General features: G+C 64.6%; 19 protein-coding genes and 1 pseudogene. 6 read left to right on the top strand and 14 right to left on the bottom strand.

Annotated elements, in window-relative coordinates; translation table 11 throughout:
• Positions 1-17: 17 nt before the first annotated feature.
• The 5 genes and pseudogenes from RHODMAR_RS22095 to RHODMAR_RS22115 form a co-directional block, all read right to left on the bottom strand.
• Entirely contained in the window at positions 18-1,451 is a 1,434-nt protein-coding gene (locus tag RHODMAR_RS22095) for a cell division protein PerM (RefSeq protein WP_008719048.1), read from the bottom strand.
• A gap of 71 nt (positions 1,452-1,522) precedes the next feature.
• Positions 1,523-2,740 (bottom strand): DUF5336 domain-containing protein, encoded by a 1,218-nt coding sequence (locus RHODMAR_RS27130; RefSeq protein ID WP_008719051.1) that lies wholly within the window; start codon positions 2,738-2,740, stop codon positions 1,523-1,525.
• A gap of 95 nt (positions 2,741-2,835) precedes the next feature.
• Positions 2,836-3,960: a dimethylsulfone monooxygenase SfnG gene (gene sfnG, locus RHODMAR_RS22105; RefSeq protein ID WP_008719053.1), complete on the bottom strand. Its 1,125-nt coding sequence runs from the start codon at positions 3,958-3,960 to the stop codon at positions 2,836-2,838.
• 94 nt (positions 3,961-4,054) lie between these two features.
• Positions 4,055-5,278, bottom strand: coding sequence for an acyl-CoA dehydrogenase family protein (locus tag RHODMAR_RS22110; protein ID WP_008719055.1), 1,224 nt, complete (start codon positions 5,276-5,278; stop codon positions 4,055-4,057).
• Between the two features lie 98 nt (positions 5,279-5,376).
• Positions 5,377-5,691 (bottom strand): annotated as a pseudogene (locus tag RHODMAR_RS22115) (MerR family DNA-binding transcriptional regulator); the annotation flags it as partial.
• A gap of 89 nt (positions 5,692-5,780) precedes the next feature.
• Between RHODMAR_RS22115 and RHODMAR_RS22120 the strand changes: the two are divergent.
• Positions 5,781-6,584 carry an alpha/beta fold hydrolase gene (locus tag RHODMAR_RS22120; protein ID WP_008719060.1) on the top strand — a complete coding sequence of 268 codons (804 nt, stop codon included), beginning with the start codon at positions 5,781-5,783 and terminating at the stop codon, positions 6,582-6,584.
• Positions 6,585-6,695: 111 nt separating this feature from the next.
• Here RHODMAR_RS22120 and RHODMAR_RS22125 read toward each other — a convergent pair whose 3' ends face one another.
• Both RHODMAR_RS22125 and RHODMAR_RS22130 read right to left on the bottom strand, forming a co-directional pair.
• Positions 6,696-7,064 (bottom strand): DUF2200 domain-containing protein, encoded by a 369-nt coding sequence (locus RHODMAR_RS22125; RefSeq protein WP_198289513.1) that lies wholly within the window; start codon positions 7,062-7,064, stop codon positions 6,696-6,698.
• A 28-nt stretch (positions 7,065-7,092) separates the two neighbouring features.
• A complete protein-coding gene (locus RHODMAR_RS22130; protein ID WP_008719065.1) occupies positions 7,093-7,584 on the bottom strand; it encodes a hypothetical protein in 492 nt (163 codons plus the stop codon).
• 96 nt (positions 7,585-7,680) lie between these two features.
• On the opposite strand from RHODMAR_RS22130, the gene RHODMAR_RS28360 reads away from it, so the two are divergent.
• On the top strand, positions 7,681-7,854 hold the full coding sequence (locus RHODMAR_RS28360) for a hypothetical protein (protein ID WP_157226173.1): 174 nt from the start codon (positions 7,681-7,683) through the stop codon (positions 7,852-7,854).
• Between the two features lie 137 nt (positions 7,855-7,991).
• Here the strand turns inward: RHODMAR_RS28360 and sucD are convergent, their stop codons facing one another.
• The 3 genes from sucD to RHODMAR_RS22145 all read right to left on the bottom strand — a co-directional run bounded on the left by sucD (position 7,992) and on the right by RHODMAR_RS22145 (position 12,087).
• Positions 7,992-8,903: a succinate--CoA ligase subunit alpha gene (sucD, locus tag RHODMAR_RS22135; protein ID WP_008719068.1), complete on the bottom strand. Its 912-nt coding sequence runs from the start codon at positions 8,901-8,903 to the stop codon at positions 7,992-7,994.
• An 8-nt stretch (positions 8,904-8,911) separates the two neighbouring features.
• Complete coding sequence (gene sucC, locus RHODMAR_RS22140; RefSeq protein WP_008719070.1) at positions 8,912-10,075, bottom strand: ADP-forming succinate--CoA ligase subunit beta; 1,164 nt, start codon at positions 10,073-10,075, stop codon at positions 8,912-8,914.
• Positions 10,076-10,221: 146 nt separating this feature from the next.
• A complete protein-coding gene (locus RHODMAR_RS22145) occupies positions 10,222-12,087 on the bottom strand; it encodes a hypothetical protein (protein WP_008719072.1) in 1,866 nt (621 codons plus the stop codon).
• A gap of 264 nt (positions 12,088-12,351) precedes the next feature.
• Between RHODMAR_RS22145 and RHODMAR_RS22150 the strand changes: the two genes are divergently transcribed.
• Entirely contained in the window at positions 12,352-13,380 is a 1,029-nt protein-coding gene (locus tag RHODMAR_RS22150; protein WP_008719076.1) for a M23 family metallopeptidase, read from the top strand.
• Between the two features lie 73 nt (positions 13,381-13,453).
• Here the strand turns inward: RHODMAR_RS22150 and RHODMAR_RS22155 are convergent, their stop codons facing one another.
• Positions 13,454-15,937, bottom strand: a complete 2,484-nt coding sequence (locus tag RHODMAR_RS22155; RefSeq protein WP_008719078.1) for a UvrD-helicase domain-containing protein — start codon at positions 15,935-15,937, stop codon at positions 13,454-13,456.
• A 338-nt stretch (positions 15,938-16,275) separates the two neighbouring features.
• Between RHODMAR_RS22155 and RHODMAR_RS22160 the strand changes: the two genes are divergently transcribed.
• The gene (locus tag RHODMAR_RS22160) at positions 16,276-16,560 is read left to right on the top strand and encodes a chorismate mutase (RefSeq protein WP_042940104.1); all 285 of its coding nucleotides are present in this window, start codon (positions 16,276-16,278) and stop codon (positions 16,558-16,560) included.
• 54 nt (positions 16,561-16,614) lie between these two features.
• Here RHODMAR_RS22160 and RHODMAR_RS22165 read toward each other — a convergent pair whose 3' ends face one another.
• The gene (locus RHODMAR_RS22165) at positions 16,615-18,066 is read right to left on the bottom strand and encodes an NAD-dependent succinate-semialdehyde dehydrogenase (protein WP_008719083.1); all 1,452 of its coding nucleotides are present in this window, start codon (positions 18,064-18,066) and stop codon (positions 16,615-16,617) included.
• Between the two features lie 82 nt (positions 18,067-18,148).
• Between RHODMAR_RS22165 and pgi the strand changes: the two genes are divergently transcribed.
• On the top strand, positions 18,149-19,798 hold the full coding sequence (gene pgi, locus RHODMAR_RS22170) for a glucose-6-phosphate isomerase (RefSeq protein WP_008719086.1): 1,650 nt from the start codon (positions 18,149-18,151) through the stop codon (positions 19,796-19,798).
• A 118-nt stretch (positions 19,799-19,916) separates the two neighbouring features.
• Entirely contained in the window at positions 19,917-20,933 is a 1,017-nt protein-coding gene (locus tag RHODMAR_RS22175; RefSeq protein ID WP_157226174.1) for a hypothetical protein, read from the top strand.
• Between the two features lie 17 nt (positions 20,934-20,950).
• Here the strand turns inward: RHODMAR_RS22175 and RHODMAR_RS22180 are convergent, their stop codons facing one another.
• Together RHODMAR_RS22180 and RHODMAR_RS22185 are read right to left on the bottom strand one after the other, a co-directional pair.
• Positions 20,951-22,567 carry an acyl-CoA dehydrogenase family protein gene (locus tag RHODMAR_RS22180; protein ID WP_008719091.1) on the bottom strand — a complete coding sequence of 539 codons (1,617 nt, stop codon included), beginning with the start codon at positions 22,565-22,567 and terminating at the stop codon, positions 20,951-20,953.
• Positions 22,554-23,156: a TetR/AcrR family transcriptional regulator gene (locus RHODMAR_RS22185; protein WP_042940090.1), complete on the bottom strand. Its 603-nt coding sequence runs from the start codon at positions 23,154-23,156 to the stop codon at positions 22,554-22,556. Before RHODMAR_RS22185 ends, RHODMAR_RS22180 begins: the two co-directional genes overlap by 14 nt.
• Positions 23,157-23,181: the final 25 nt, after the last annotated feature.

A 23,181-nucleotide genomic window follows, 5' to 3' on the forward strand; every position in this document is an offset into this window, starting at 1 on the left:
CGCTGCGCCTCGCACACCTACCGGGCAGGTCCGTCCTGCTCCCCGGGTGGGGCAACGATCTCGACGTCCAATGGTTCGTCGGTGCGTGCATCGACGGTCGCGGCGGCCGGCTCCGCAGCCGGCTGCTCGACCGTTGCGGCCGGAAGTTCGTCCACGACCACTGCCTCGACGACTTCCTCGACCCGCTCGTCGTCTGTCTGCTCGGGATCGGCGTCGACGGCCGCTTCGGCGGCCGGCACCGGCGTCGGGGCAGCTTCCTCGAAGGCCTGCTCGGGTTCTGCTCGACGCCACACGACGAAGGCAGCGGAGACCGAACCGGTGACGGCCAGCCACGCGAAGGTCAGTAACCCGAAGCTCCACACCGTCACCTCGACGGTCCCGAAGGTGCCGAGATTGCCGCCCGCGGCGTATCCGAACAAGGCGGTCAGCGCTCCGGTGGCGGCCGCCACGGCCCACACAGAGGACAACGCAACCTGCGTGTCGGCGCTACGGATCGCACAGTCACGGCCGAGCAACAGACCCGCACCGATCGGTACGACGAGCATCACGGCCCAGATCGCCTGTGCCGGGCCTTCGGGAAGGACGGCCAGGATCGGCAACGGCGGGAGTGGTCCGCCCGTCGTCGCGAACAGACTGACCGACGCGTCGCCGAATCCAGCGGTCGATCCGGTCGCCACCGCGAGCGCACCGATCAGGACGTTGGGGAGATAGAGCACCGACATGACGGTCAGGCCGAGCATGCCGACGACACCTTGTCCGTTGTCGACCAGCGCGCCGACGGTCTCCCACGAGGCGAGTAGAGCGAGCAGCACAACGGCCGCGCCGCCGGCCACGAGGACCGAGACCGCGCGGACGAAGGGCGCGACGAGGGCACGGATCCACTGCGGCAATCCGCGGCGGACCACCAGAGAATCCCAGCGCGCGAAGATCAAGCCCGTTCCGGATGCTGCCGCGTGCACGCCTGCGACCCAGGCGAATGCGACGAGTGCATTGGGGCTCGACAGCCCGATGACGGCCGACGCGTCTTTGGCGACCGCCAGAGCGATGGCGGTGACGGCGAGCGGGCCGGCCATCGACGCGGCGAACACCCACCGGACCATGCGATTGTCGGTGTCGGCTTCCACCGCGCGGTGGACCGTCCGTGCAGCGGACCAGCCGATCAGCAGAGTCGGCAGCAGCGGTGAGACGCCGAGAGTTGTACCGCCGATGCTCAGAGGTACCAGGTGCACTGCAAACCACGACGCGGCGATCGCGCCGAGTGTTCCGGTCAGATCACTGTTCACCGAGACCAGAGAGATCAGGACGAGGGTCGTGGCGATCACCACGACCAGTCCGGAGGTCTTGAACGCGACCGCGGCAAGCATCCGCGACTGATCGGGGGTCGGCCCGGTACCGACGCGTGCCGTCCGAGCGGCTGCGCGTCGGGTGTCTCGGTTCAATAGATCGCTCATCACAACGAGAGTCGCATCAACTTCGCAGCGCGCCGGTCAGGCGCGCCGCGAAGTCGATTGTGATGCCTGAATCAGTCGCGTTTGTCCTCGTCGTCCGCCGGAGTGGCACCGAAAGACTGCGTGGGCGCACCGTACGGCGTCGACTGTTCGCCCGTTGTCGGTTCCGTGGACCTCGCCGGCTGCTGGCCGTATCCCGACGGCTGACCGTACTGGTACTGGCTCGGAGGGTAGGCCTGCCCGGCGCCGGGACCGCTCGGACCGGTGTACGGCGGCGGCGAGTAGCCGCCCTGCTGCGGGTTGTTCGGGGCCGGTGGGCCGCCGTACTGCGGCTGGCCGCCCGGGTAGGAATGCTGGCCCGAAGCCTGCCCGCTCGGTGTCTGACCGAAGTTGGACGGGCTGTTCGGGTTCGAAAGTCCCCCGGTGGCCTGTCCGTAGGACGGCGGATTGCTGTAGTTCTGGGACTGCGACGGCCCACCGAACGATGTCGTCGGCGCGTTGTACGGGTTCTGCTGGCCGTAGCCGGATGGTTGGTTCTGGTTGCCGAAGCCCGCAGTCTTGGGACCCGCAGGCTTGGAAGCCGGAGCCTTGACGATGCCCGCGTCGAGCAACAATGCGACCACCGCGGCGGCGGTCTGGACGAAGCCCAGCACGAGCACCAGTATCGCGCCGATACCGAGTGAGGTGGTGGTGGTGGCGAACTCGTTACCGTCACTGCTCGGCAGACTGAACGACTGGAAGACCAGCACCAGGAAGCCCGAAAGCGTCAGGGCCGCAACCACGGCCTGGTTCCTGGCGTCCTTCTGGACGAGCGACGCGCCGGCGATCAAGCCTGCAGCGAGCAACAGCGCCACCGAGACCGCGCTACCACCGGATCCGAAGAACGTGGTGCTGAACGACGTCTGGATATTGCTCGGCAACTGCTGCGCAGAGCTGACTTCGGCGGTGACCAGATCGAGCAGTCCGAGCAGGAAGTTGACGACACCGAGACCCAGCACCACGAAGGTGAGAATCCTCGCCAGATCGAGCGACCCGCCACTCGACGACTTCGGCTGGGGCGCGGGGCTTCCTGGTGCCGAGGTGCCCGGCACCGGAGGTCCGAAGGGATTGGACACGGACGGCTGATGGAACTGCTGCCCCTGACCGGGCTGGCCTGGGCCCTGCGCAGTAGACAGGGGCTGATTCGGCGAGGACTGATTCGGTGAGGAAGGTGGGCCGTAGGACGGTCCACCTCCGCCGTAGCCACCAGAGTTGGAGCCCCCAGATTCAGGGCCGCCGGGCGAGTAGGTCATCGCGTCTCCTCATCCTGATAGATACGTACCCCAGGTCGGTCGGGTCCTTTGTTCTCACGCTACTGCAAGGACCCGACCGATCTCGGCACTCCAGGTCAACGGGCCGCGACGAGCTTCTGGTCGTTGGCCTCGGCCGCCTCGAGTTCGCGCACCAGCGGCAGCACCCGGGCTCCGAAGTACTCGATCTCCTCCTGGAAATGCAGGAAGCCACCGAGAATCAGGTCGACGCCTCGGCGGCGATAGGCGACGATGCGCTCGGCGACCTGCTCCGGGGTGCCGATCAGTTGGGTCTTGAAGCCGTCGTTGTACTGAACGAGGTCCTCGAACGTCGAGTCGGCCCACATCCCTTTCTTGTCTCCCGTCGCGCTACCCGCCTGCTGCACCGCACCCTTGAAACCCTCGACGGCGGGCTTGTTCGCCTTCTCGATGATCTCGCGCAGGGTGTCTCGGGCTTCCTTTTCGCTGTCCCGCGCGATGATGAAACCGTTGAGCCCGAACTTGACCTCGCGCTGATGATCCCGCGCGACGCGGCGGAGGTTGTCGAGTTGCTCGGTGACGCCGTCGAAATCTTTGCCGTTGCTGAAGTACCAGTCCGAGTACCGTCCGGCATTCTCCTGCGCTGCAGAAGAATTGCCGCCCTGGAACAGTTCGGGGTTGGGACGCTCGGGGGTGTTGAGCGGCTTGGGCTTGAGGGTGAAGTCGTGGATCCGATAGAAGTCGCCCCGGAAATCGACGTCGTCCTCGGTCCAGATCTTGCGCAGCACCTGCAGGAATTCGGCACTGCGACGGTATCTTTCGTCGTGCTCGAGCCACGGCTCACCGAGGTGGGTGAACTCGTCCTTGAACCAACCACTGACGACGTTCACCGCGAACCGCCCGTTGGACAGATGGTCCGCCGTCGCACCGAGCTTGGCCAACACCGCCGGCTGCCACAGACCGGGATGCACTGCTGCAATGACTTTGAGCCGCTCGGTGGCCAACAGCAAGGCGAGCGAGAAGCTGGTCGACTCGTGTTGGAACTCGGCGCCGTAGCTTGCCTCGTAACGAACCTGACTCAGGGCGTACTCGAAGCCGTTGTTCTCGGCGGTCTGCGCCAACTTCTTGTTGTACTCGTAATCCCAACTGGTGCGCTGCTCGATGGTGCTGGTGACCAGGCCTCCCGAGACATTGGGTACCCAGTATGCGAATTTGACGGCGTCGGCTATCTTTTCGGTGCTCATGTGTGTGTCGTCCTTAGGTTGTGTCAATGGTTCATTCACGTGCTCAGACAGGGGTGAATGGACCATCGACTCGGAAAATATGGGGTGGACGGGGCTACGAGTACCAGGTGGGCTCGGGCAGCTCGCCCGTGAGAACCCAGCGCCCCACCTCGCGTCGCTTGTATGCGACCGGATCGTGCAAGGTGTGCGTGCGCACGTTGCGCCAGAAGCGATCGAAACCGTATTTGCTGGCCGTGGCCCGCGCACCGAGTGCCTCGAAAACGGTCGAGGTGATCTCGAGCGAGACCTCGGTGGCGCGAGCCTTGACTGCGGCGACCCGTACTTCGTGATCGCCGCGCTCCTCGGCGGTGACATTCCAGGCGTTGTCGTGAATCTTTTTCCCTTCCAGGGCAACTGCGTCGGCGAGGGCCTCGACGGCCCAGAGCTTGGCGGTCAGGTCTCCGTAGATGTCGATGATGTACGGCTCGTCGACGGCCTTGTCCACATCGCTGTGCAGCCACGCACGGGTCTTCTCCTTGGTGTACGACGCCGCCTCCTCGAGCGCACCCCTCGCGATACCCAGGTAGAAGTTGACGAACACCAGCTGGATGGTCGGCACGTTGAGAGTGTTGTAGACACGCGGCTGAAAAGCCTTGTCCACGAACCCTGCTGCGCTGGACCAGTCGACCCGAACCTTGTCGATGGTGACGCTGCCGCTCTCGGTCTGGCGAAGCCCGATGTTGTCCCAGTCGTCGTGGAAAGACAAGCCCTCGATGTTCGACGGCACGATCGCGAACACGTGATCGGTACTGCCCTCGAGAGCACCTTCGAGCACGGTCACGTCCGACACGCGGCTGCCGGTGGAAAAGGTCTTGGAACCGTCGAACACGATGGTCTCGCCCTCGTCGGTGACGGCGACGTCGTTGTCGCGGGGATTGACTGCACCGCCGAAGAACCACCTGTTCTTCGTGGCGTCCGCCTCGACGGCCTCGATCTGCTCGGGGGTCCCGACGAGGCGAGCGGCCCAGAACCACAACAGGTGGTAGCCCAGCAGCTGGCCGATGGAACCGTCGGCTGCGGCGACGGTTCTGATCACCTGGTACGCCGTCGGCCAATCCTGGCCGCCGCCAGCATGTTCGACGGGGCCGAGCAGCGTGACGAGACCGGCGTCCTTGAGCAGTTGAACCTCGTCGGTGGGCGCCGCACGACCCTTGTCACGGGCAACGGCGTCGACTGCGAGGAGTTGAGCTACCTCACCTGCGCGCGAAATCCATCCGGTCGCTGTGGTGGGAGCGTCGGGCCAGTTCTTGGTGAGTCCACGGTTTTCGGTAGTTGTCATGACGCACAGTGAAGTCCTTCGCCGAAGCAATGACCATACTTCGAGTCAGCGTGATTTCAAGAAGGTCTGTCCCGATCTTCCGTCGACGGGGACTAAGTTCAGCTCTCGAGCAACGTTCTGATCGATTCGCTCTTGTGACGCAGCGCCTCGCGTTCGACCTCGACTGCATCCAACGTGCGCTGCATCTGTGCGACGACCTGCGGACACATGTCGATGTGCAGAGCAGGGCCGGAGACGCACGGAAGAATCTCGCGGATCGATTCCGTTCCGAAGCCGGCCCGGAGGAGCCCGCGGATCCGGTAGACCGTCAGCTCGGCTGATTCCGGATAGCAACGATATCCGTTGGCATCGCGGATCGACTCGATCAGCGACTGCTCTTCGTAGTAGCGCAGTGAACGGGTCGACACTCCGCATCGCCGGGCGAGTTAGCCGATCAACATGATCCGAATCCTTTCGGCTCCGACTTGACCTTCACACCAGTGTCAATGCTTACCGTGACGACATGATTCCTTCAACCGATACTCTCGCCGGCTCGGACACCGTCGATGTGGTGATCGAGGGCTCCGGTCCTCCGTTGGCCCTGGCTCACGGAGCGGGCGGCGGCATTCGACTGAACTTCGGCGAGTTGATCGCCCGTATGAGTACCGTGCGGACGATGGTAGGCATCGACTACCCGGGTTCGGGTGGAACGCCGATTGCTGACGCGCCGTTGACACTCGATGCCCTTGCCGACAACATCGTCGAGGCGATGGTCGATGCCGGACACCACAGATTCCCGGTCCTGGGACTCTCACTGGGTGCGGCGGTCGCGGTGACCGCCGCCGTCCGCCACCCCCAGCACGTATCGGGGCTCCTGCTGACCGTCGGCTTTGCCGAGTCCGACCAGCAGCTGGAAGGCTTCATCGCACTGTGGCAGCGTCTTGCAGAGCTGAAGGAGTGGAACACGTTGGCACAGTTGATGGTCAACAGTGGCTCGCCCGCGACGTTGGGTGCAATGACGGCAGCCGACCACACGGCTGCTATCGCGGCGGCGCGAGCGAATTACCCAGCCGGGGGCGCGGCCCAGGCTGAGCTGGCCAGGTCGGTCGACATCAGGAACCTATTACCGGAAGTGCGCGTGCCGACACTGGTCGCCGTAGCTGGACAGGACCGAATTGTGCTGCCCAGCAACACTCGTGCCCTCACAGACGCGATTGCGGATGCCGAGTCCGTCGAATATCCCGGTGCCGGGCACATCTTCACACCTGCCGAAACCGAGCTTTGGATCGACGACATCTCCGAATTTTTGAATCGACGCCGGTTGTGACGACAGCGGTGGTACTCGGCGGTGGCGGCCTGGCCCGAACCGGTCGGACGAAGGGATTCGGATCGGGCCGATGTCGACTCGGATGATTCTCGGTGTCGTGACGCAGCTCGACTACGCGGACGGTGTCGCAGCGTTCGGTGCCGTCGACATTCCGTCCTGATGGCGCAGGATTTTCTCCATCACCTTTCCCTTGGCGAGTTCGTCGATCAACTTGTCGAGGTACCGTATTTTCTGCATCAGCGGGTCCTCGATGTTCTCGACGCGAATTCCGCAGACTACGCCCGTGATCAGCGTCGCGTTCGAGTTCAGGTTCGCTGCCGCGAAGAAGTCCTCGAATGTCGTGTCGACCTCGAGATGGTGCTCGAGAGTCGTTTGATCGAATCCGGTGAGCCACCGAATGATCTCGTCGACCTCGGCTTTCGACCGGCCCTTTCGCTCGACCTTGGTGACGTAGAGCGGATGGACTCGACTGAACGCCATCGCGAAAATCTTGTGCACGTCCGTCAATCTAGCCCACTGGCGACCCGGTGAAGTAGGTCCGCACTCGAGGGGTGAACAGCAGCACCGTCACCGCCAGCAGCAGTGCAACTTGAACTCCTTGAACCACATGGGTCCATGCCAAATTCGGGGTGAAGATCAGATAGGAGTAGGCGGCAACTCCGAAGATGCTCCAACTCAACAGGAGTCGATGTTCCGACGGGGTGCGCTTGGACAGTCGTCGGACGAGATACGAGTAGCCGAAGATCAGGCTGATCACAGTGATCACCCGCAGCGAGTAGGCACCGTAGACGATAGTCTTCGCCGACGACGGCAGTGAGCCGTCGTCCATGCCCTGCCTGTGCATCTGGAAATCCGCCAAAGACTTTGCCAGCACCACCGATGCGAATGCATACAGGCATGAGACCACCATGGCCGCGATCATCAACCTGCCGATTGGTCGGACGGCGCGGTCTGCCTGCCACCCTTCCCGATACAGTCGGCGCAAAAATTCGAGCATCATCCCTCCCTGAACAGTGTCTCGACTACTATGGCATCAGCTCATTACTTTGGCTATTGATCTGTCTTCACAAACCACAAGGCAGGGGGATAGAAGGACATGACACGCAAGAGGTTCGAATACTTCAAAGTCGCACTGTTCTTGGTCTGCGCAATCTTCATGGCGTGGACAGCTGGGACGTCGGGGTCCTTGTACTACGCAGCGATGGCAGCACTGTTCGGCGCGATGACCGTGTTCGTCCTGTGGCGAGTCGACAAATTCGAGACCGAGTAGCCACCGTTGGACCGCGTGAATGTCACATTGCCGCGCCAAGACGTATGCAGTGGTCCATTCACACGCCCGGATCGCGGCGGGAACCGACACGAAAAAGCCCGCCACGAAAACGTGGCGGGCTTTTTACGAAACGAAACTTACTTCACAGACATCGATTCCAGGATTTCGCGCGCGAGGGCAGCGGTCTCGGACGGCGTCTTGCCGACCTTGACGCCTGCGGCCTCGAGTGCGTCCTTCTTCGCCTGAGCCGTTCCCAGCGAGCCGGACACGATGGCGCCGGCGTGGCCCATGGTCTTGCCCTCGGGAGCGGTGAAGCCTGCGACGTAGCCGACGACCGGCTTGGTGACGTTGGCCTTGATGTAGTCGGCTGCACGCTCTTCGGCGTCGCCGCCGATTTCACCGATCATGACGATGACCTTGGTCTCGGGGTCCGCCTCGAACGCCTCGATGGCGTCGATGTGGGTGGTTCCGATGACCGGGTCGCCGCCGATGCCGATGGCCGTCGAGAAGCCGAAGTCACGGAGCTCGAACATCATCTGGTAGGTCAGTGTGCCGCTCTTGGAGACCAGGCCGATGGGGCCGGTTCCCGAGATGTTCGCGGGAGTGATGCCGACCAATGCCTCACCGGGAGTGATGATTCCGGGGCAGTTCGGACCGATGATGCGGGTCTTCTTGCCCTTCTCCACGTTGTAGGCCCACGCGTATGCGGAGTCCTGCACGGGGATGCCCTCGGTGATGACGACGAGCAGCGGGATCTCGGCGTCGATCGCTTCGACGATGGCGTCCTTGGAGAATGCCGGCGGCACGAACGCGATGGACACGTCGGCTCCGGTCTTCTCCATGGCCTCGGAAACCGAAGCGAAGACGGGCAATTCGATGTCGTTGCCCTGAGCGTCGACGTGCTTGACCGTGGTGCCGGCCTTGCGTGCGTTGACGCCGCCGACGACCTGAGTGCCGGCCTTGAGCATCAGTGCGGTGTGCTTGGTGCCTTCGCCGCCGGTGATGCCCTGGACGATGACCTTGTTGTCCTTGTTCAGAAAGATAGACATGGTTTCCTCTACTTCGCTGCCAGCTCGGCGGCCTTGTCGGCGCCCTCGTCCATGGTTCCGGCGAGCGTCACCAGCGGGTGCGCGGCGTCGGCGAGAATCTTGCGGCCCTCTTCGACCTTGTTGCCGTCGAGACGGACGACCAGCGGCTTGTTGGCGTCGTCGCCCAGCTTCTTCAGCGCGCCGACGATGCCGTTCGCAACGGCGTCGCAGGACGTGATGCCACCGAAGACGTTGACGAACACGCTCTTGACCTGATCGTCGCCCAGGATGACGTCGAGACCTGCGGCCATGACCTCGGCCGAAGCGCCGCCGCCGATGTCGAGGAAGTTGGCGGGCTTGACTCCACCGTGCGCCTCGCCTGCGTAGGCAACGACGTCGAGGGTCGACATCACCAGTCCGGCACCGTTTCCGATGATGCCGACCTGTCCGTCGAGCTTGACGTAGTTGAGGTCGTGCTCCTTGGCCTTGGCCTCGAGGGGATCGGCTGCGTCCTTGTCCTCGAACTCTGCGTGGCCGGACTGACGGAAGTCCGCGTTGGCGTCGAGCGTCACCTTGCCGTCGAGAGCGAGGATCTGATCGTCCGGGGTGCGAACCAGCGGGTTGACCTCGACCAGGAGAGCGTCTTCGTTGATGAAGACCTCCCACAGCTTCTGGATGGTCACCGCAGCGGTGTCGAGCACCTCGGCGGGAAGCTTGCCCTTTTCGGCGATTTCACGAGCGAAAGCAAGATCGACACCCTTGACGGCGTCGACCGGGATACGTGCAAGTGCGTCGGGGTTTTCCTCCGCCGTCACCTCGATTTCGACGCCACCCTCGACCGAACACATGGCGAGGTAGGTGCGGTTGGTGCGATCGAGCAGGAAGGAGATGTAGTACTCCTCGGCGATGTCGGAAGCTTCCGCAACGAGAAGCTTCTTGACGACATGGCCCTTGATGTCGAGGCCGAGAATCGCTTCTGCGTTCTCGGTGGCTGCTGCGACGTCCTTGGAGTACTTGACGCCACCGGCCTTGCCGCGGCCGCCGACCTTGACCTGTGCTTTGACCATTACTGGCTTGCCGATTTCTTCGGCAATCTCTGTTGCTCCGGCGACCGTGTCGGTGACACGACCGGCGGAGGTGGGTACGCCATGCTTGGCGAACAATTCCTTCGCCTGGTATTCGAAGAGATCCATCAGCTCACCGTCTCGTCTACGTTGACGCCCGCTCCAGGGGTGTGAGCGGGTCTGAGCATGGACTTTATCCAGATGCCCCGACGGCGCATCGGGCGCATCCATGCTATGTGGCCTATCTCACCGCCGAAAGCCCGATGCAGCGGCGGTCACCGATCGGCACGACGAGCCGAAAGTGCCGCGGCGACAGCGAAAACGACGATTCCCGCCACCAAGGGCAGGACGGCAGGCCCCATCTGCGGATCGCCGGCACGCGCGGATGTCAGCGGCCACGAAGCCAGATGAACGAGACCGGCGACCACTGCTGCGGTGAGCAGAACGCTGCCGCGGGCAGCCCGAGCGCGTGCGGCAACGACGGCCCCGACGACCACTCCGACGGCGAGCAGCAGCTGACCCCACGTGTCCCAGCCCCACGGAAATTCGGTGACGGTGGCTGCTGTGACATCGCTGCCCCGGTACAGCGGCAGGGCCAGGCCCAGGGCGAGGAGCACGGCACCGAACAACCCGGCACCCAGGACGACGCCGTCGGTCCGGGCATCGGTGGACGTGTCGACATCGTCGCGTTCGGCCGATCCGGCGAACAGCGCCAACAGTCCGGTGACCGTCGCTGCGACGACGCCCGCGATGATCGCGAGTGCGCCGGTGCCGGTGCCTACGCCCTCGACGTCCTCGGCGAGCACCACCGATTGCAACACCGACGCTGCCGCCGACACCGCACCGAGCCAGAACAGCGCCACGAACGGACGTGTGGACGAGGCGAACTCGGAGAACAGCAGCGGCACCGACCCCAGAATCAGCACGAATCCGGCGACCAACACCACCCGGGTGGCCAGGATCTGCGGCACGGCGGTTCCTGAGCTCGTCTCGAGAATCGGCAACAGCGATCCGACGACCAACAGCACTCCCGCGAGGACGCCTGCACTGCCCGCTGCGGCATGCCATCTGATCGCTCCGGGGCCCGCCACCCCGCGGGCACCGCGCGCTCCCCTCTCGCGCTGCTGCGCTCTCTCCAGCGCCCTACGGTCGCGGACCGCGGCAACGGGTGCGAGCACTGCGCCGCAGATCAGCAGCCCGAGCCCGGCGACGGTTCCCAGATACGCTCCGACTCCGGCGTCCACCCGGGCACCGGTGCTCAGCCCGGCGAGCAGACCGACGCCGGCGAACCCGAGCATGCCGAGCCCCGCACCGACCGACGCTCCCGACGCCACCGTCGGCGACAGGGACGCCAGTGCGGAAGCCGCCACCACCAGTGCCGCGATTCCGACCACGCCGGATCCCACCGCGACGAATACCGGCGACTCCACCACGGCCGTCACGATCACCACCGGGTCGTCCGAGCGATACAGCGACGTGAACGCCGCGACGGCAGCCAGCACACCGAAGCCGCCGAGCAACGTCGAGAGCAGCGGACCGACACGACCCGCCGCCGCGCGCCCCACATGTTCGGAATACACCGAGTGGCCGTATCCGTCACCGAGCCCGGCGCGGTGCACCGCCGACCACCCCGCAACACCCGCCAGAACCGACGCAGCGTGACCGACGAGCAGAACTTGGGCCCCCGCGGTGGCGTCGAGCATCGCGGCGCTCAGGGGACGGAACAGCTCGAGCCTGTTCGCGTCGATGGGATCCGACAGCAGGGCAACGTCGAGCAGGGTCGTACCGAGTGCCACGGCGCCGTATCCGGCCAGCAGTGCGGCAGCGCTGTCGACACGTCCCCGGGCAGCCCCCGCCGCCGCGAGAACAGCGACCAGAACCGGCAGTGAGACGGCCATGATCGCGGCGGACGGCGCACCGGTTCCCACCGGTGAACCGTCGACGCTCTCCACCACCCCGATCAGCAGCGCCGTCACCGCGGCGGCTGCGGCGAGCAGAGCGAGGACGACGGCAACTGCAATGCGAGAGGTGGGAGACGGATCGTCCGCTCGGCCGTGCTGCTCGTCCTGCGGTTGTATTCGCTGCGGTTCCGCACGCTCGGCCCGGCGGGCGGACGAGTCGTCGAAGGTGGGAGTCGGCATTCGGATCACGGTATCGGCTCGACCGGCGCGGTGACCGCTACTGTGTCAGCGTGCCTCCGATCCGGAGCGTTGGTCACGATCGGGTGACAAGCCGTGTCCGATTGCGAATGTGGCTCGTCACGACAAACCCGGTGGTCACCCTGTGAGCCATCTCACATATGATCCGAGTTTGGTCCGTTAACTTGCGCGCCCCGCAATCATTTCGTTACCGTCTGCCGAGTATTTCAGTAACAGCCGGATCACGGATAACGGAGGTTGTAGGTCTTGCAGCAGCACCGCGCGTCCTTCGCCTCGAGTCGATTCTCTCGACCTTCAGGTGACGACGCCACTACGGTCTACAGCTACGAGCCCTCCTTCGAGGCCGAACTCGCAGACGAGTCGAGCGCCTACGACGCGTACTCCTACCCCGCTTACCAGTACTCGGCTAACGACTTCGTCGAGACGCCTTCCTTCGCTGCCGACGACACACCGACTGTCGTCACCACGTTTGCCACCACCGCCGACGCCACCCCGGTGGCCCGTCGCGGCGGCGCACACCGAATCCCACTTCCCCCCAGTGCCCTCAAAGGCCGCGCTGCCGTTCTCGCGGTGGCCGCAGGTGCCGTCGTAGCCGCCGGACAGGCCGTCATCAACAACGACGCGCCCGCCACAGTCGCCACCTCCGAGTACGCACTCGCAGCAGGTGAAGCACCGGCCGCTGCCGCAGTCGCCGACACCACTGCCTCGCAGACCGTCGACCTTGCCGAAGAGTCGTCGAGCGCGGCCCCCTCGCAGGCACCGCAGATTCTCAGCGTCGCTGCACCGGCCGATCTGAGCCAGTTCAACGACTTGCTCGCCAAGGGCCAGCGCTTCAGCGACGAGCGTGCTGCCCGCGAAGCTGCTGCCCGCCGGCCTTTGTTCGCTCTTCCCGCGCTGGGCACCTACACCTCCAACTTCGGTCAGCGTTGGGGCGTCATGCACGCCGGAGTCGACGTCGCCAATGCCATCGGAACCCCGATCTACGCGGTCGCCGACGGCAAAGTGATCGACTCGGGCCCCGCCGCAGGTTTCGGCATGTGGGTGCGCCTCCAGCACGCCGACGGCACGGTCACCGTGTACGGCCACATCGACAGCACGCTCGTCACCGTCGGTCAGGACGTCATGGCCGGCGATCAGATCGCACGCATGGGCAACCGCGGCTTCTCCACCGGCCCGCACCTGCACTTCGAGGTCCACCTACCGGGCGAGGTCAAGATCGACCCGCTCCCCTGGCTCGCTTCCCGAGGAATCTCCCTCGGGCCCGAGATGGACTGAATCACCTCACTCCCAGCAACGCCGAAGCCGGACCCCGCTTTCGCAGGGCCCGGCTTTTCTGCTCTCCGATTCGCTACAGCTTGGTCATCGGGACGCCGCCGATCAGCATCATCTTGACGCGGCCGGCGGAACCGAAGTCGATCAGCACCATCGCCTTGACTCCGGCACCGGTCGATTCCAGCACCGTACCCAGGCCGTACTTGTCGTGACTGACTCGATCCCCCACGGCGAGAACGAGATTGGAATTGCGCCCTTTCGCGGCGCCGAAACTGGGCGACGAACTCTGGCCACGCGACGAGGACCCGCCGTAGCCACCCGAGCCTCCTGAGGCGTAGCCACCCGACCCATAGCTGTTGGACCCATAGCCACCGGATCTGCCACCGCCGATTGCCCGGCCGCCCCCGGTGCCGGGGTCCTCACGCCGCCAGTCGATCAGGTGCTGCGGAACTTCTTGCAGGAAGCGCGATTCCGGATTGGCGATGGGTTGGCCCCAGGCCGATCGCATGATCGCCCGCGTGAGGTAGAGCCGCTGCCGGGCACGGGTGATACCCACGTAGGCGAGGCGTCGTTCCTCGGACAGTTCGTTCGGATCGCCCAGTGCCCGCATGTGTGGGAATTGGCCGTCCTCCCAACCGGTCACGAAGACGACCGGAAATTCCAGGCCCTTGGCGGTGTGCAGCGTCATCAGTGTGACGACGCCGGTGCCCGAGTCGGGGATCTGGTCGGTGTCGGCAACGAGGGAGACCCGTTCGAGAAACGCTGCGAGCGAACCCGGCTCGGCCAGCCCGTCGACGCCACCCTGTTCATCACCGGTTTCGTCGTCGCCGGTTTCGAGAGCCTCCTGTGCCACCGCTGCCTGGTTACGCGCCTCGGACGTGAACTCACGTGCGACGCTGACGAGTTCGTTGAGGTTGTCGAGGCGAGCACCGTCCTGCGGGTCACTGCTGGCCTCGAGTTCGGCGCGGTAGCCGGTGCGGTCGAGCACGGCTTCGACCACATCTCCGATGTCTGCGATGTCGTTTCCGTCGCCGTCGGTCGCGGTGAGCACAGCGCGCAGTTCGTCGAGCAACTCCATGAACTGTGCAATCAGCTTCTGCTGCCGCGAGTTCAGCAACGCCACCTTGCCGTCGGCCGCGTCGCGCAGGGCGCGCGAGAAGCTGATGTCACGCTGCTCCGCGTGGACGGCGACGCAGGCCTCGGCACGGTCGCCGATGCCGCGACGCGGGGTGTTGAGGATGCGTCGCATGCTGACGGTGTCGTCCTCGTTGCTCAGCACCCGCAGGTAGGCGACGAGGTCTCGGACTTCCTTGCGCTCGTAGAAGCGGACTCCGCCGACGACCTTGTAAGGCAGACCGAGGCGAATGAAGATCTCTTCGAGCGCGCGCGAGGAGTTGTTGGTGCGATAGAACACCGCCACCTCGTCGAACCGGACGTCTCCGCCGTCGACGAGTCGGTCGATCTCCGAGGCCACGAACGATGCCTCGTCGTGCTCGTTGTCGGCGACGTATCCGACGATCAACTCGCCTTCGCCGGTGTCGGTCCACAGCTTCTTCTCGCGTCGGCCGATGTTTCGCGAGATGACCGCATTGGCGGCCGACAGAATATTCTGCGTCGACCGATAGTTCTGCTCGAGCAGGATGGTGCGAGCGTCGGGGTAGTCGCGCTCGAATTCCTCGATGTTGCGGATCGTCGCACCGCGGAAGGCGTAGATGGACTGATCGGCGTCGCCGACCACGCAGAGCTCACCGGGCGGGACGGTGCCCTCGAGTGCGCCGTCGGCGTCGGGGGTGCCCACCAGTTCCCGGACCAGCATGTACTGGGCGTGGTTGGTGTCCTGATACTCGTCGACCAGCACGTGGCGGAATCGGCGACGGTAGTACTGCGCCACCTGCGGAAAAGCCTGGAGAATTCCCACAGTTTCGCCGATGAGATCGTCGAAGTCCATCGCGTTGGCTGCACGCAGCCGCTGCTGGTAGATGCCGTAGATCTTGGCGACGAGCCGCGGTAGTTCGGCGGGGTCACCGTCGGCGTCCTCGGCGGCTTTGTCCGGGACGATCAGTTCGTTCTTCAAGTTCGAGATGTCCGTCGACAGCAGCCGCGCCGAGAACTTCTTGGTGTCGATCTGCAGATCCTTGGAGATCATCGTCAGCAATCGCCGCGAGTCGTCCGCGTCGTAGATCGAGAAGTTCGAGTTCAGACCCGGCAACAACGCGGCCTGCGCACGCAATATGCGGACGCAGCTCGAGTGGAATGTCGAGACCCACATCGCGTTGGCTCGCGGTCCCACCAGTCCGGCGACTCGCTCGCGCATCTCCGCGGCGGCCTTGTTGGTGAACGTGATGGCCAGAACCTGGCCCGGCGACACCCCTCGCTCGGCCAGCAGATAGGCGATTCGACGCGTCAGCACCGCCGTCTTACCCGAGCCGGCGCCCGCGACGATGAGCAGCGGCGATCCGGTGTGCACGACGGCCTCACGCTGCTGGGGATTGAGCCCCTCCAGCAGCGCATCGGACGTGGTGTTCTTACGGGACGCCAGGCCTTGTAGGAATGTGTTCATCGTCTGGCCAGGTTACCGGCGCGTACCGACAAACCCACATCGCGTGGTCCCGAGCTCAACAGGCGACTGTTCAGGACGGTCCACCCGTGGCACACTGGATCGGTGATCGAAAAAACCGTACGGCATTGCCTACGTCGGGTCAGCCGTTGTTCGGCCGCACGTGCAGGAGCCTGTCGGTATATGTAGCGCCCCTGGTTCCAGGCGAAGGACCCGAAGATCCTCGACGGGAATTCGAGCCGGGAACCGAGCCGATCGGCGATGCAGTTTCGAATACGAGAGGTGTAACGGTGCCGGACGACGCAACGATCCAAGATGTGACCCGAGGAGAGACGATTGCCATGACGACCAATATCGACTCAGAGATTGCAGTTCCGTCCAGCGAGGCCGAGATCAACGACCTTCGCCAGGAAATCGACCGCCTCGACGCCGAGATCTTGACGGCCATCAAGCGTCGCTCGGAGGTGTCGCAGATCATCGGGCGCACCCGAATGGCCTCCGGCGGACCACGCTTGGTTCACAGCCGCGAGATGAAGGTGCTCGAGCGTTTCAGCAGCCTCGGACAGGAAGGCCACACGCTGGCCATGCTCCTGCTCCGCCTCGGTCGCGGACGCCTCGGCCACTGATTCACCCCTCGGTTGGGCGCGCAGTGTGCACGCCCAACCGTCAGTAGGTCGAGATCACTTCAGAGCGATGTACTTGGTCTCGAGGTATTCCTCGATTCCCTCGGATCCGCCCTCGCGGCCGAATCCGGATTCTTTGACCCCACCGAACGGCGCTGCCGCGTCCGAGATGACTCCGCGGTTGACCCCGACCATGCCGCTGTCGATGGCTTCGGCTACCCGTAGTGCGCGGTCCAGATTCTCCGTGTAGATGTACGACGCCAGGCCGTACTCGGTGTCGTTGGCCGCGTCGATGCCTTCCTGCTCGGTGTCGAAGCCGACGATCGGAGCCACCGGCCCGAACACCTCTTCCTTCAAGATCCTGGCCTCGGCCGGAACGTCGGTGAGCACGGTCGCCGGGTAGAAGTACCCGTCCCCGCCCGGAGCGCTGCCGCCGAGGGCAACTGTCGCGCCCTTCTGCACTGCATCGTCGACGAGTTCCTGAACGGTCTCGAGCTGATCTGCGTTGATCAGTGGTCCGAGCTTCGTATCGGGGTCCACACCCGGTCCGAGCTTCATCTCGGACATCCTCGCTATCAGCTTGGTGGTGAACTCCTCACGCACGCTGTTGTGCACGTGCAGTCGGTTGGCGGCGGTGCATGCCTCGCCGCCGTTGCGCATCTTGGCCAGCATTGCGCCGTCCACGGCGTCGTCGACGTTCGCGTCGTCGAACACCACGAGCGGTGCGTTCCCACCGAGTTCCATCGATGTCCGAAGCAGGCGAGTCGCGGACTTCTCGACGAGGGCTTTGCCCACTCCGGTCGAGCCGGTGAACGTCAGCTTCCGCAATCGGGGGTCTTCCAGCAGCGGACCGGTGACGGGCCCGGACTTCGATGTCGTCAGTACGGAGAGCACACCTTCGGGCAGTCCGACCTCGGCGAAGATCTGCGCGAGCAACAGCATCGTCAGCGGGGTCTCGCTCGCCGGCTTCACGATGATGGTGCAGCCCGCAGCCAGGGCGGGCCCGATCTTGCGGGTGCCCATTGCCAACGGAAAGTTCCATGGCGTGATGGCGAGCACCGGACCGACCGGAGCTTTGGTCACCAGAATGCGACCGTTGCCGGCCGGGGCCGGGGTGTAGCGCCCGCCGATACGTACTGCTTCCTCGGCGAACCAGCGGAAGAATTCGGCACCGTACTTCACCTCGGCCTTGGATTCGGCGAGGGCCTTGCCCATCTCGAGGGTCATCAGCAGAGCGATGTCGTCGGCGCGTTCGGTGACCTTCTCGAACGCCGCACGCAAGATCTCGCTGCGTTCGCGGGCAGGTGTTGCCGCCCAGCTCTTCTGCGCTGCGGCGGCCGCGTCGAACGCCTTCATCGCGTCGGCCGGCGACGCGTCGGCCACCTCGGTCAGGGGCTTACCCGTGGCCGGGTCGTTGACCGCGAAGGTCTTGCCGCCCTCGGCGTCGACGGCCCTGCCGCCGATCCACAGTTTGGCCGGAATCGATTCGATCAATGCACGTTGGTCCATACCTCCATGATGCCTCCGCGGTGCCTGATGCAAACGGCGAACGTCGCGCGCGCGACTGAGCACGGCATTACTGTTGGTTCGTATGAGCGTCGATATCACCGGCACGGATGCCTGGCAGAAGCTGACCGATCACCACTCCACGATCGCCGATACTCATCTTCGGACGCTGTTCGCCGATGACGCGGATCGAGCCCGCACGTTCACCCTCGACGCTGCGGATCTGCATGTCGATTACAGCAAGCACCGGATCACTCGCGAGACCATCGAGCTACTCGTCGAGCTCGCTCGCACCGCCGACGTCGAAGGCAAGCGCGACGCCATGTTCGCGGGCGAGCACATCAACACCTCCGAGGACCGCGCCGTTCTGCATACCGCGCTGCGGCTGCCGGCCGACGCGTCGTTGACCGTCGACGGCCAGGACGTCGTCGCCGATGTACACGAAGTCCTCACGGCCATGGGCGAATTCACCGATCGAGTGCGCTCGGGTGAATGGGTCGGTGCCACCGGCGCGAAGATCTCCACCGTCGTCAACATCGGGATCGGCGGATCCGATCTCGGACCGGTCATGGTCTACGACGCGCTCCGTCACTACGCCGACGCAGGGATCTCCGCGAAGTTCGTCTCGAACGTCGACCCGGCCGATCTGGTCGGAGCGCTCGACGGACTCGATCCGGCGTCGACGCTGTTCATCATCGCGTCCAAGACGTTCTCCACCCTCGAAACTCTGACGAACGCCACCGCGGCCAGGCGCTGGTTGGTCGACGCGCTCGGTGAGGACGCCGTCGCCAAGCACTTCGTCGCCGTGTCCACCAACGCCGAGCGAGTGGCGGACTTCGGTATCGACACCGCCAACATGTTCGGCTTCTGGGACTGGGTGGGCGGACGCTACTCCGTCGATTCGGCAATCGGATTGTCGGTCATGGCCGTTGTCGGCAAGGAGGCGTTCGGTGAATTTCTCGCCGGCTTCCATCGCATCGACGAGCATTTCCGCACCACCCCGCTCGCCGAGAACGCGCCGGTTCTGCTCGGCCTCATCGGCCTGTGGTACAGCTCCTTCTTCGGCGCTGAAACCCGTGCGGTGCTGCCGTATTCGAATGATCTCTCCCGCTTCGCGGCGTACCTTCAACAGCTGACCATGGAGTCCAACGGCAAGTCCGTCAAGGCCGACGGCTCCCCCGTCACCACCCCCACCGGAGAGATCTTCTGGGGCGAGCCGGGCACCAACGGCCAGCACGCCTTCTACCAATTGCTGCATCAGGGAACGCGTTTGGTGCCTGCAGACTTCATCGGATTCGCCGAGCCCACCGACGACCTGCCGACCCGTGACGGCAGCGGCTCGATGCACGATCTGCTGATGAGCAACTTCTTCGCGCAGACCAAGGTGCTCGCCTTCGGCAAAACCGCCGAGGAAATAGCCGCCGAGGACACCCCGGCAGATGTGGTGCCGCACAAGGTGATGCCCGGCAATCGCCCGTCCACCTCGATCCTCGCCCCCACACTCACCCCATCGGTGGTGGGCCAGTTGATCGCCCTGTACGAGCATCAGGTCTTCGTCGAAGGCGTCATCTGGGGCGTCGACTCCTACGACCAGTGGGGCGTCGAACTCGGAAAAACTCAGGCCATCGAACTGACGCCGGTGCTCACCGACGCCGAAGCTCCTGCCGCGCAATCGGATTCATCCACCGACGCTCTGGTGCGCTGGTACCGCGCGCAGCGGGGTCGGGCGGTCTAGGGGCTCGCTGCGGATCTACGGCCCTAGCAGGAATCCGCGGACCGTACAGACGGTGCGGATTCCTGTACGGGCCGTAGATTGCACTCAACGGATCCGATCGGACCGTCGGTGCGTCCAAGTGAGCATGGACTTCGACCAACGAGCGCTCTTCACCCGTGCCGATGCACTCGCGTCGGGATTCACCGATGACGACCTACGGCGGGCACGCGCACACAAGTCGATTGTCGCCATCCGCCGAGGCTGGTTCGTTCGAGGAGATGTCCTGGCCTCTCTGAACTCCGCTCAGCAGCACGCACTCCTGGCGCAGGCGACCTACCTCGATTCGGGTGACGACGTCGTGCTCAGCCATGTATCCGCAGCAGTGGTCCTCGGGTTGGACATCTGGAATCTGAAGCTCGACACGGTCACCATGACCACACCTCGCGGCCATTCGGGCAAGCACAGTCGGCGGCGAACTCTGTACGGCACCGAGCTACTCGACAGTGAGTGGATTTCGCTCGAAGGTATGCGGGTCACACGACCGGCGCGCACAGTGGTCGACGTCGCCAGGACTTATCCCCTCGATGTCGCGGTATGCCTCGGCGATCGAGCATTGCGCCACGGCCTCACCACGATCGATGAGCTCGCAGAGTCCTGCAATGCGGCTCGGCACCGAAGCGGGGCAGGTCGAGCTCGGCGTGCACTCGGCGCGATGACTGCGCGTAGCGACAGTATCGGCGAGAGCCGGTCGCGACTGATCCTGCAGAAGGTGTCGACTCCACTGTCGAATCAAACGATCTTCGACGAAGACGGTCGACGCATCGCACGGATCGACCTCATGTTTCCCGACATGGCCGAGGTGATCGGAGAGTTCGACGGCGAAGGTAAGTACGGTCCACAGCCACGGCAGGCAATCATCGCCGAGAAGAATCGCCACAATCGGCTTGCCGAGCAAGGCAGGACCATATTCAGGTTCGACTGGCATGACCTATCGACTCCGCAGGTCATCATCGATCGGCTTCGTGCGGCCCATCGCCGTGCCGTGCTCCTCGGCCCACCGAGTGGACGGTACGCCGAGCTACCGCTCCCCTCAGCTACGCCGCTCGTAGGAATTTGCGCTCCCTACAGGCAGTGCGAATTCCCACGAGGGGCGTAAATGCCCCAGTACTCCAACTACACTCGCGCCAACACCGCCGCGGTATCGACCCCAACGGGCAACGTGCCGAAGGCGATACCCCAGTCCCGGTCGAGTCGGCTGGCGCAGAAGGCATCGGCCACCGCGGGGTCTCCGTGCATCACCAGCTGCGCGCCTTGGAAGGTCAGGGCCATCAGTTCGACCACTCGCCGGGCCCGGTACTGCATGTCGGAGGTATCGGAGAGTTCTTTGCCGACCCGGGCGATGGCGTCGTCCAATCGAGAATCCACGCCCGACGCCTGGCCGATCTCACCGAAGAATGCCTCGACGCTGTCGGGCTGACGGGCCAGTGCGCGGAGCGAATCGAGTGCGGCGACGTTGCCCGATCCTTCCCAGATCGACATCAGCGGCGATTCGCGGAACAACCGAGGCATACCCGATTCCTCGACATAGCCGTTGCCACCGAGACATTCGAGCGCTTCTGCGGCGTGAGCCGGTGCCCGCTTGCACACCCAGTACTTGGTGACGGCCAGCGCGATTCGGCGCAGCGCGCTCTCCTGTTCGTCGCCGCGGGCCGACCCGTCGGTGGCCTGCGCCAGGCGGATCATGGCGGCGGTGGCAGCCTCGGATTCGATGGTCAAGTCCGCCAGCACGTTTCGCATCAAGGGCTGATCGATCAGCTGAGCCCCGAAGGCTGCGCGATGCCGTGCGTGATGGACCGCGCGGACGGTGGCGTTGCGAATTCCGGCCGCGGACCCGATGACGCAGTCCAGCCTGGTCATGTTGACCATCTCGATGATGGTCCGCACACCGCGGCCCTCCTCGCCGACGAGCCAGCCGGTAGCCCCCTGATATTCGAGCTCGCCGGATGCATTCGACTTGTTCCCCAGCTTGTCCTTCAAGCGCTGCAAATGCATTCGGTTTCGAGTGCCGTCGGGAAGCACGCGCGGCAGCATGAAGCACGACAGCCCGCCGGGTGCCTGGGCGAGAGTGAGAAACATGTCCGACATCGGCGCGGAGGTGAACCACTTGTGGCCGACGATCGAATACGTTCCGTCCGACGACGGAGTGGCGGTGGTGGTGTTGGCCCGGACGTCGGATCCGCCCTGCTTCTCCGTCATCGACATACCGGCGATCAGTCCACGCTTTTCCGACGGGACGCGCAGACCGAAATCGTATTCTCTCGACGCCAGCAGCGGCTCGTACCGATCTGCCAGAGAAGGGTTGTGTCGCAACGCCGGTACGACGGCGTAGGTCATCGAAATGGGGCACATGTGCCCGGCCTCGGCCTGGCCCCAGACGTAGAACTTCGCGGCTCGGGCCACGTGCGCACCCACCCGCTCGTCGGCCCAGGGGCTGGCATGGAGTCCGTGCTCCACGGCCACGGTCATCAGATCGTGCCAGTGCGGATGAAACTCGACCTCGTCGATGCGGTGCCCGTACCGATCGTGAGTCTTCAACACCGGCGGATTCTCGTTGACGAGCCTTCCCCAGTCCTGGGCCACCGCACCACCTGCACGAGCGCCCAGTTGCCGAACCTCATCGAGCGCCCAGCCACCACCGGCGCGCGCGAGGCCTTCGAGCATCGACGCATCCTCGGACGTGTCGTACGGAATCAGGTCGACGGCCTGATTGGTTACCTCATGCGTGTTCATCTCGAACTCCTAACGCGCGCAACGACAGTGCAACCAGACCCGGGACCGGATCCTGGGGATTGTGCGAGGACAACGGACCGACCAGCACTTCACCGACGGCACCGACCAGCCCGGCCGCCGAGATCGCTGCATCCTGATCGGGGATCTCGCCGGACGCGATACCGGCCGCGATCGCGTCGACGAAGGCATCGGTGAACTTCCGGCGGAACACCAACCGTTCGGCGTCGACAGCCGCGTCCACCGGTTCGGCGAGCAGCGCGTACGCCATCGTCCGGTTCTTCAGCGCACGGCCTGCAAAGGTCTGCACCACTGCCGTCACCCGCTCGGCGGTGCTGCCGCGCCCGGCTACCGTGACCACTGCGTCGACCTCACGGCTGCACACCTCGCGAAAGATCGCGACCACCAGGTCCGCTTTTCCCTCGAAGTGGCTGTAGACACTGCCCGAGGACACGCCCGCTGCCGCGGCGACCGATGCCACCGACAGCCCCGCGTACCCCTGCGTCGAGAGCACCTCGATCGCCGCGGCGAACAGTTTCTCGCGACCGGCATCGAGCCGGGCCTGCACCGCGGGAGTCCGTCTGTAGGGCATTGAAGAATTGAAGCACTGATTCATT

This window comes from Rhodococcus sp. AW25M09 (assembly GCF_000333955.1).
Taxonomy (GTDB): Bacteria; Actinomycetota; Actinomycetes; order Mycobacteriales; family Mycobacteriaceae; genus Rhodococcoides.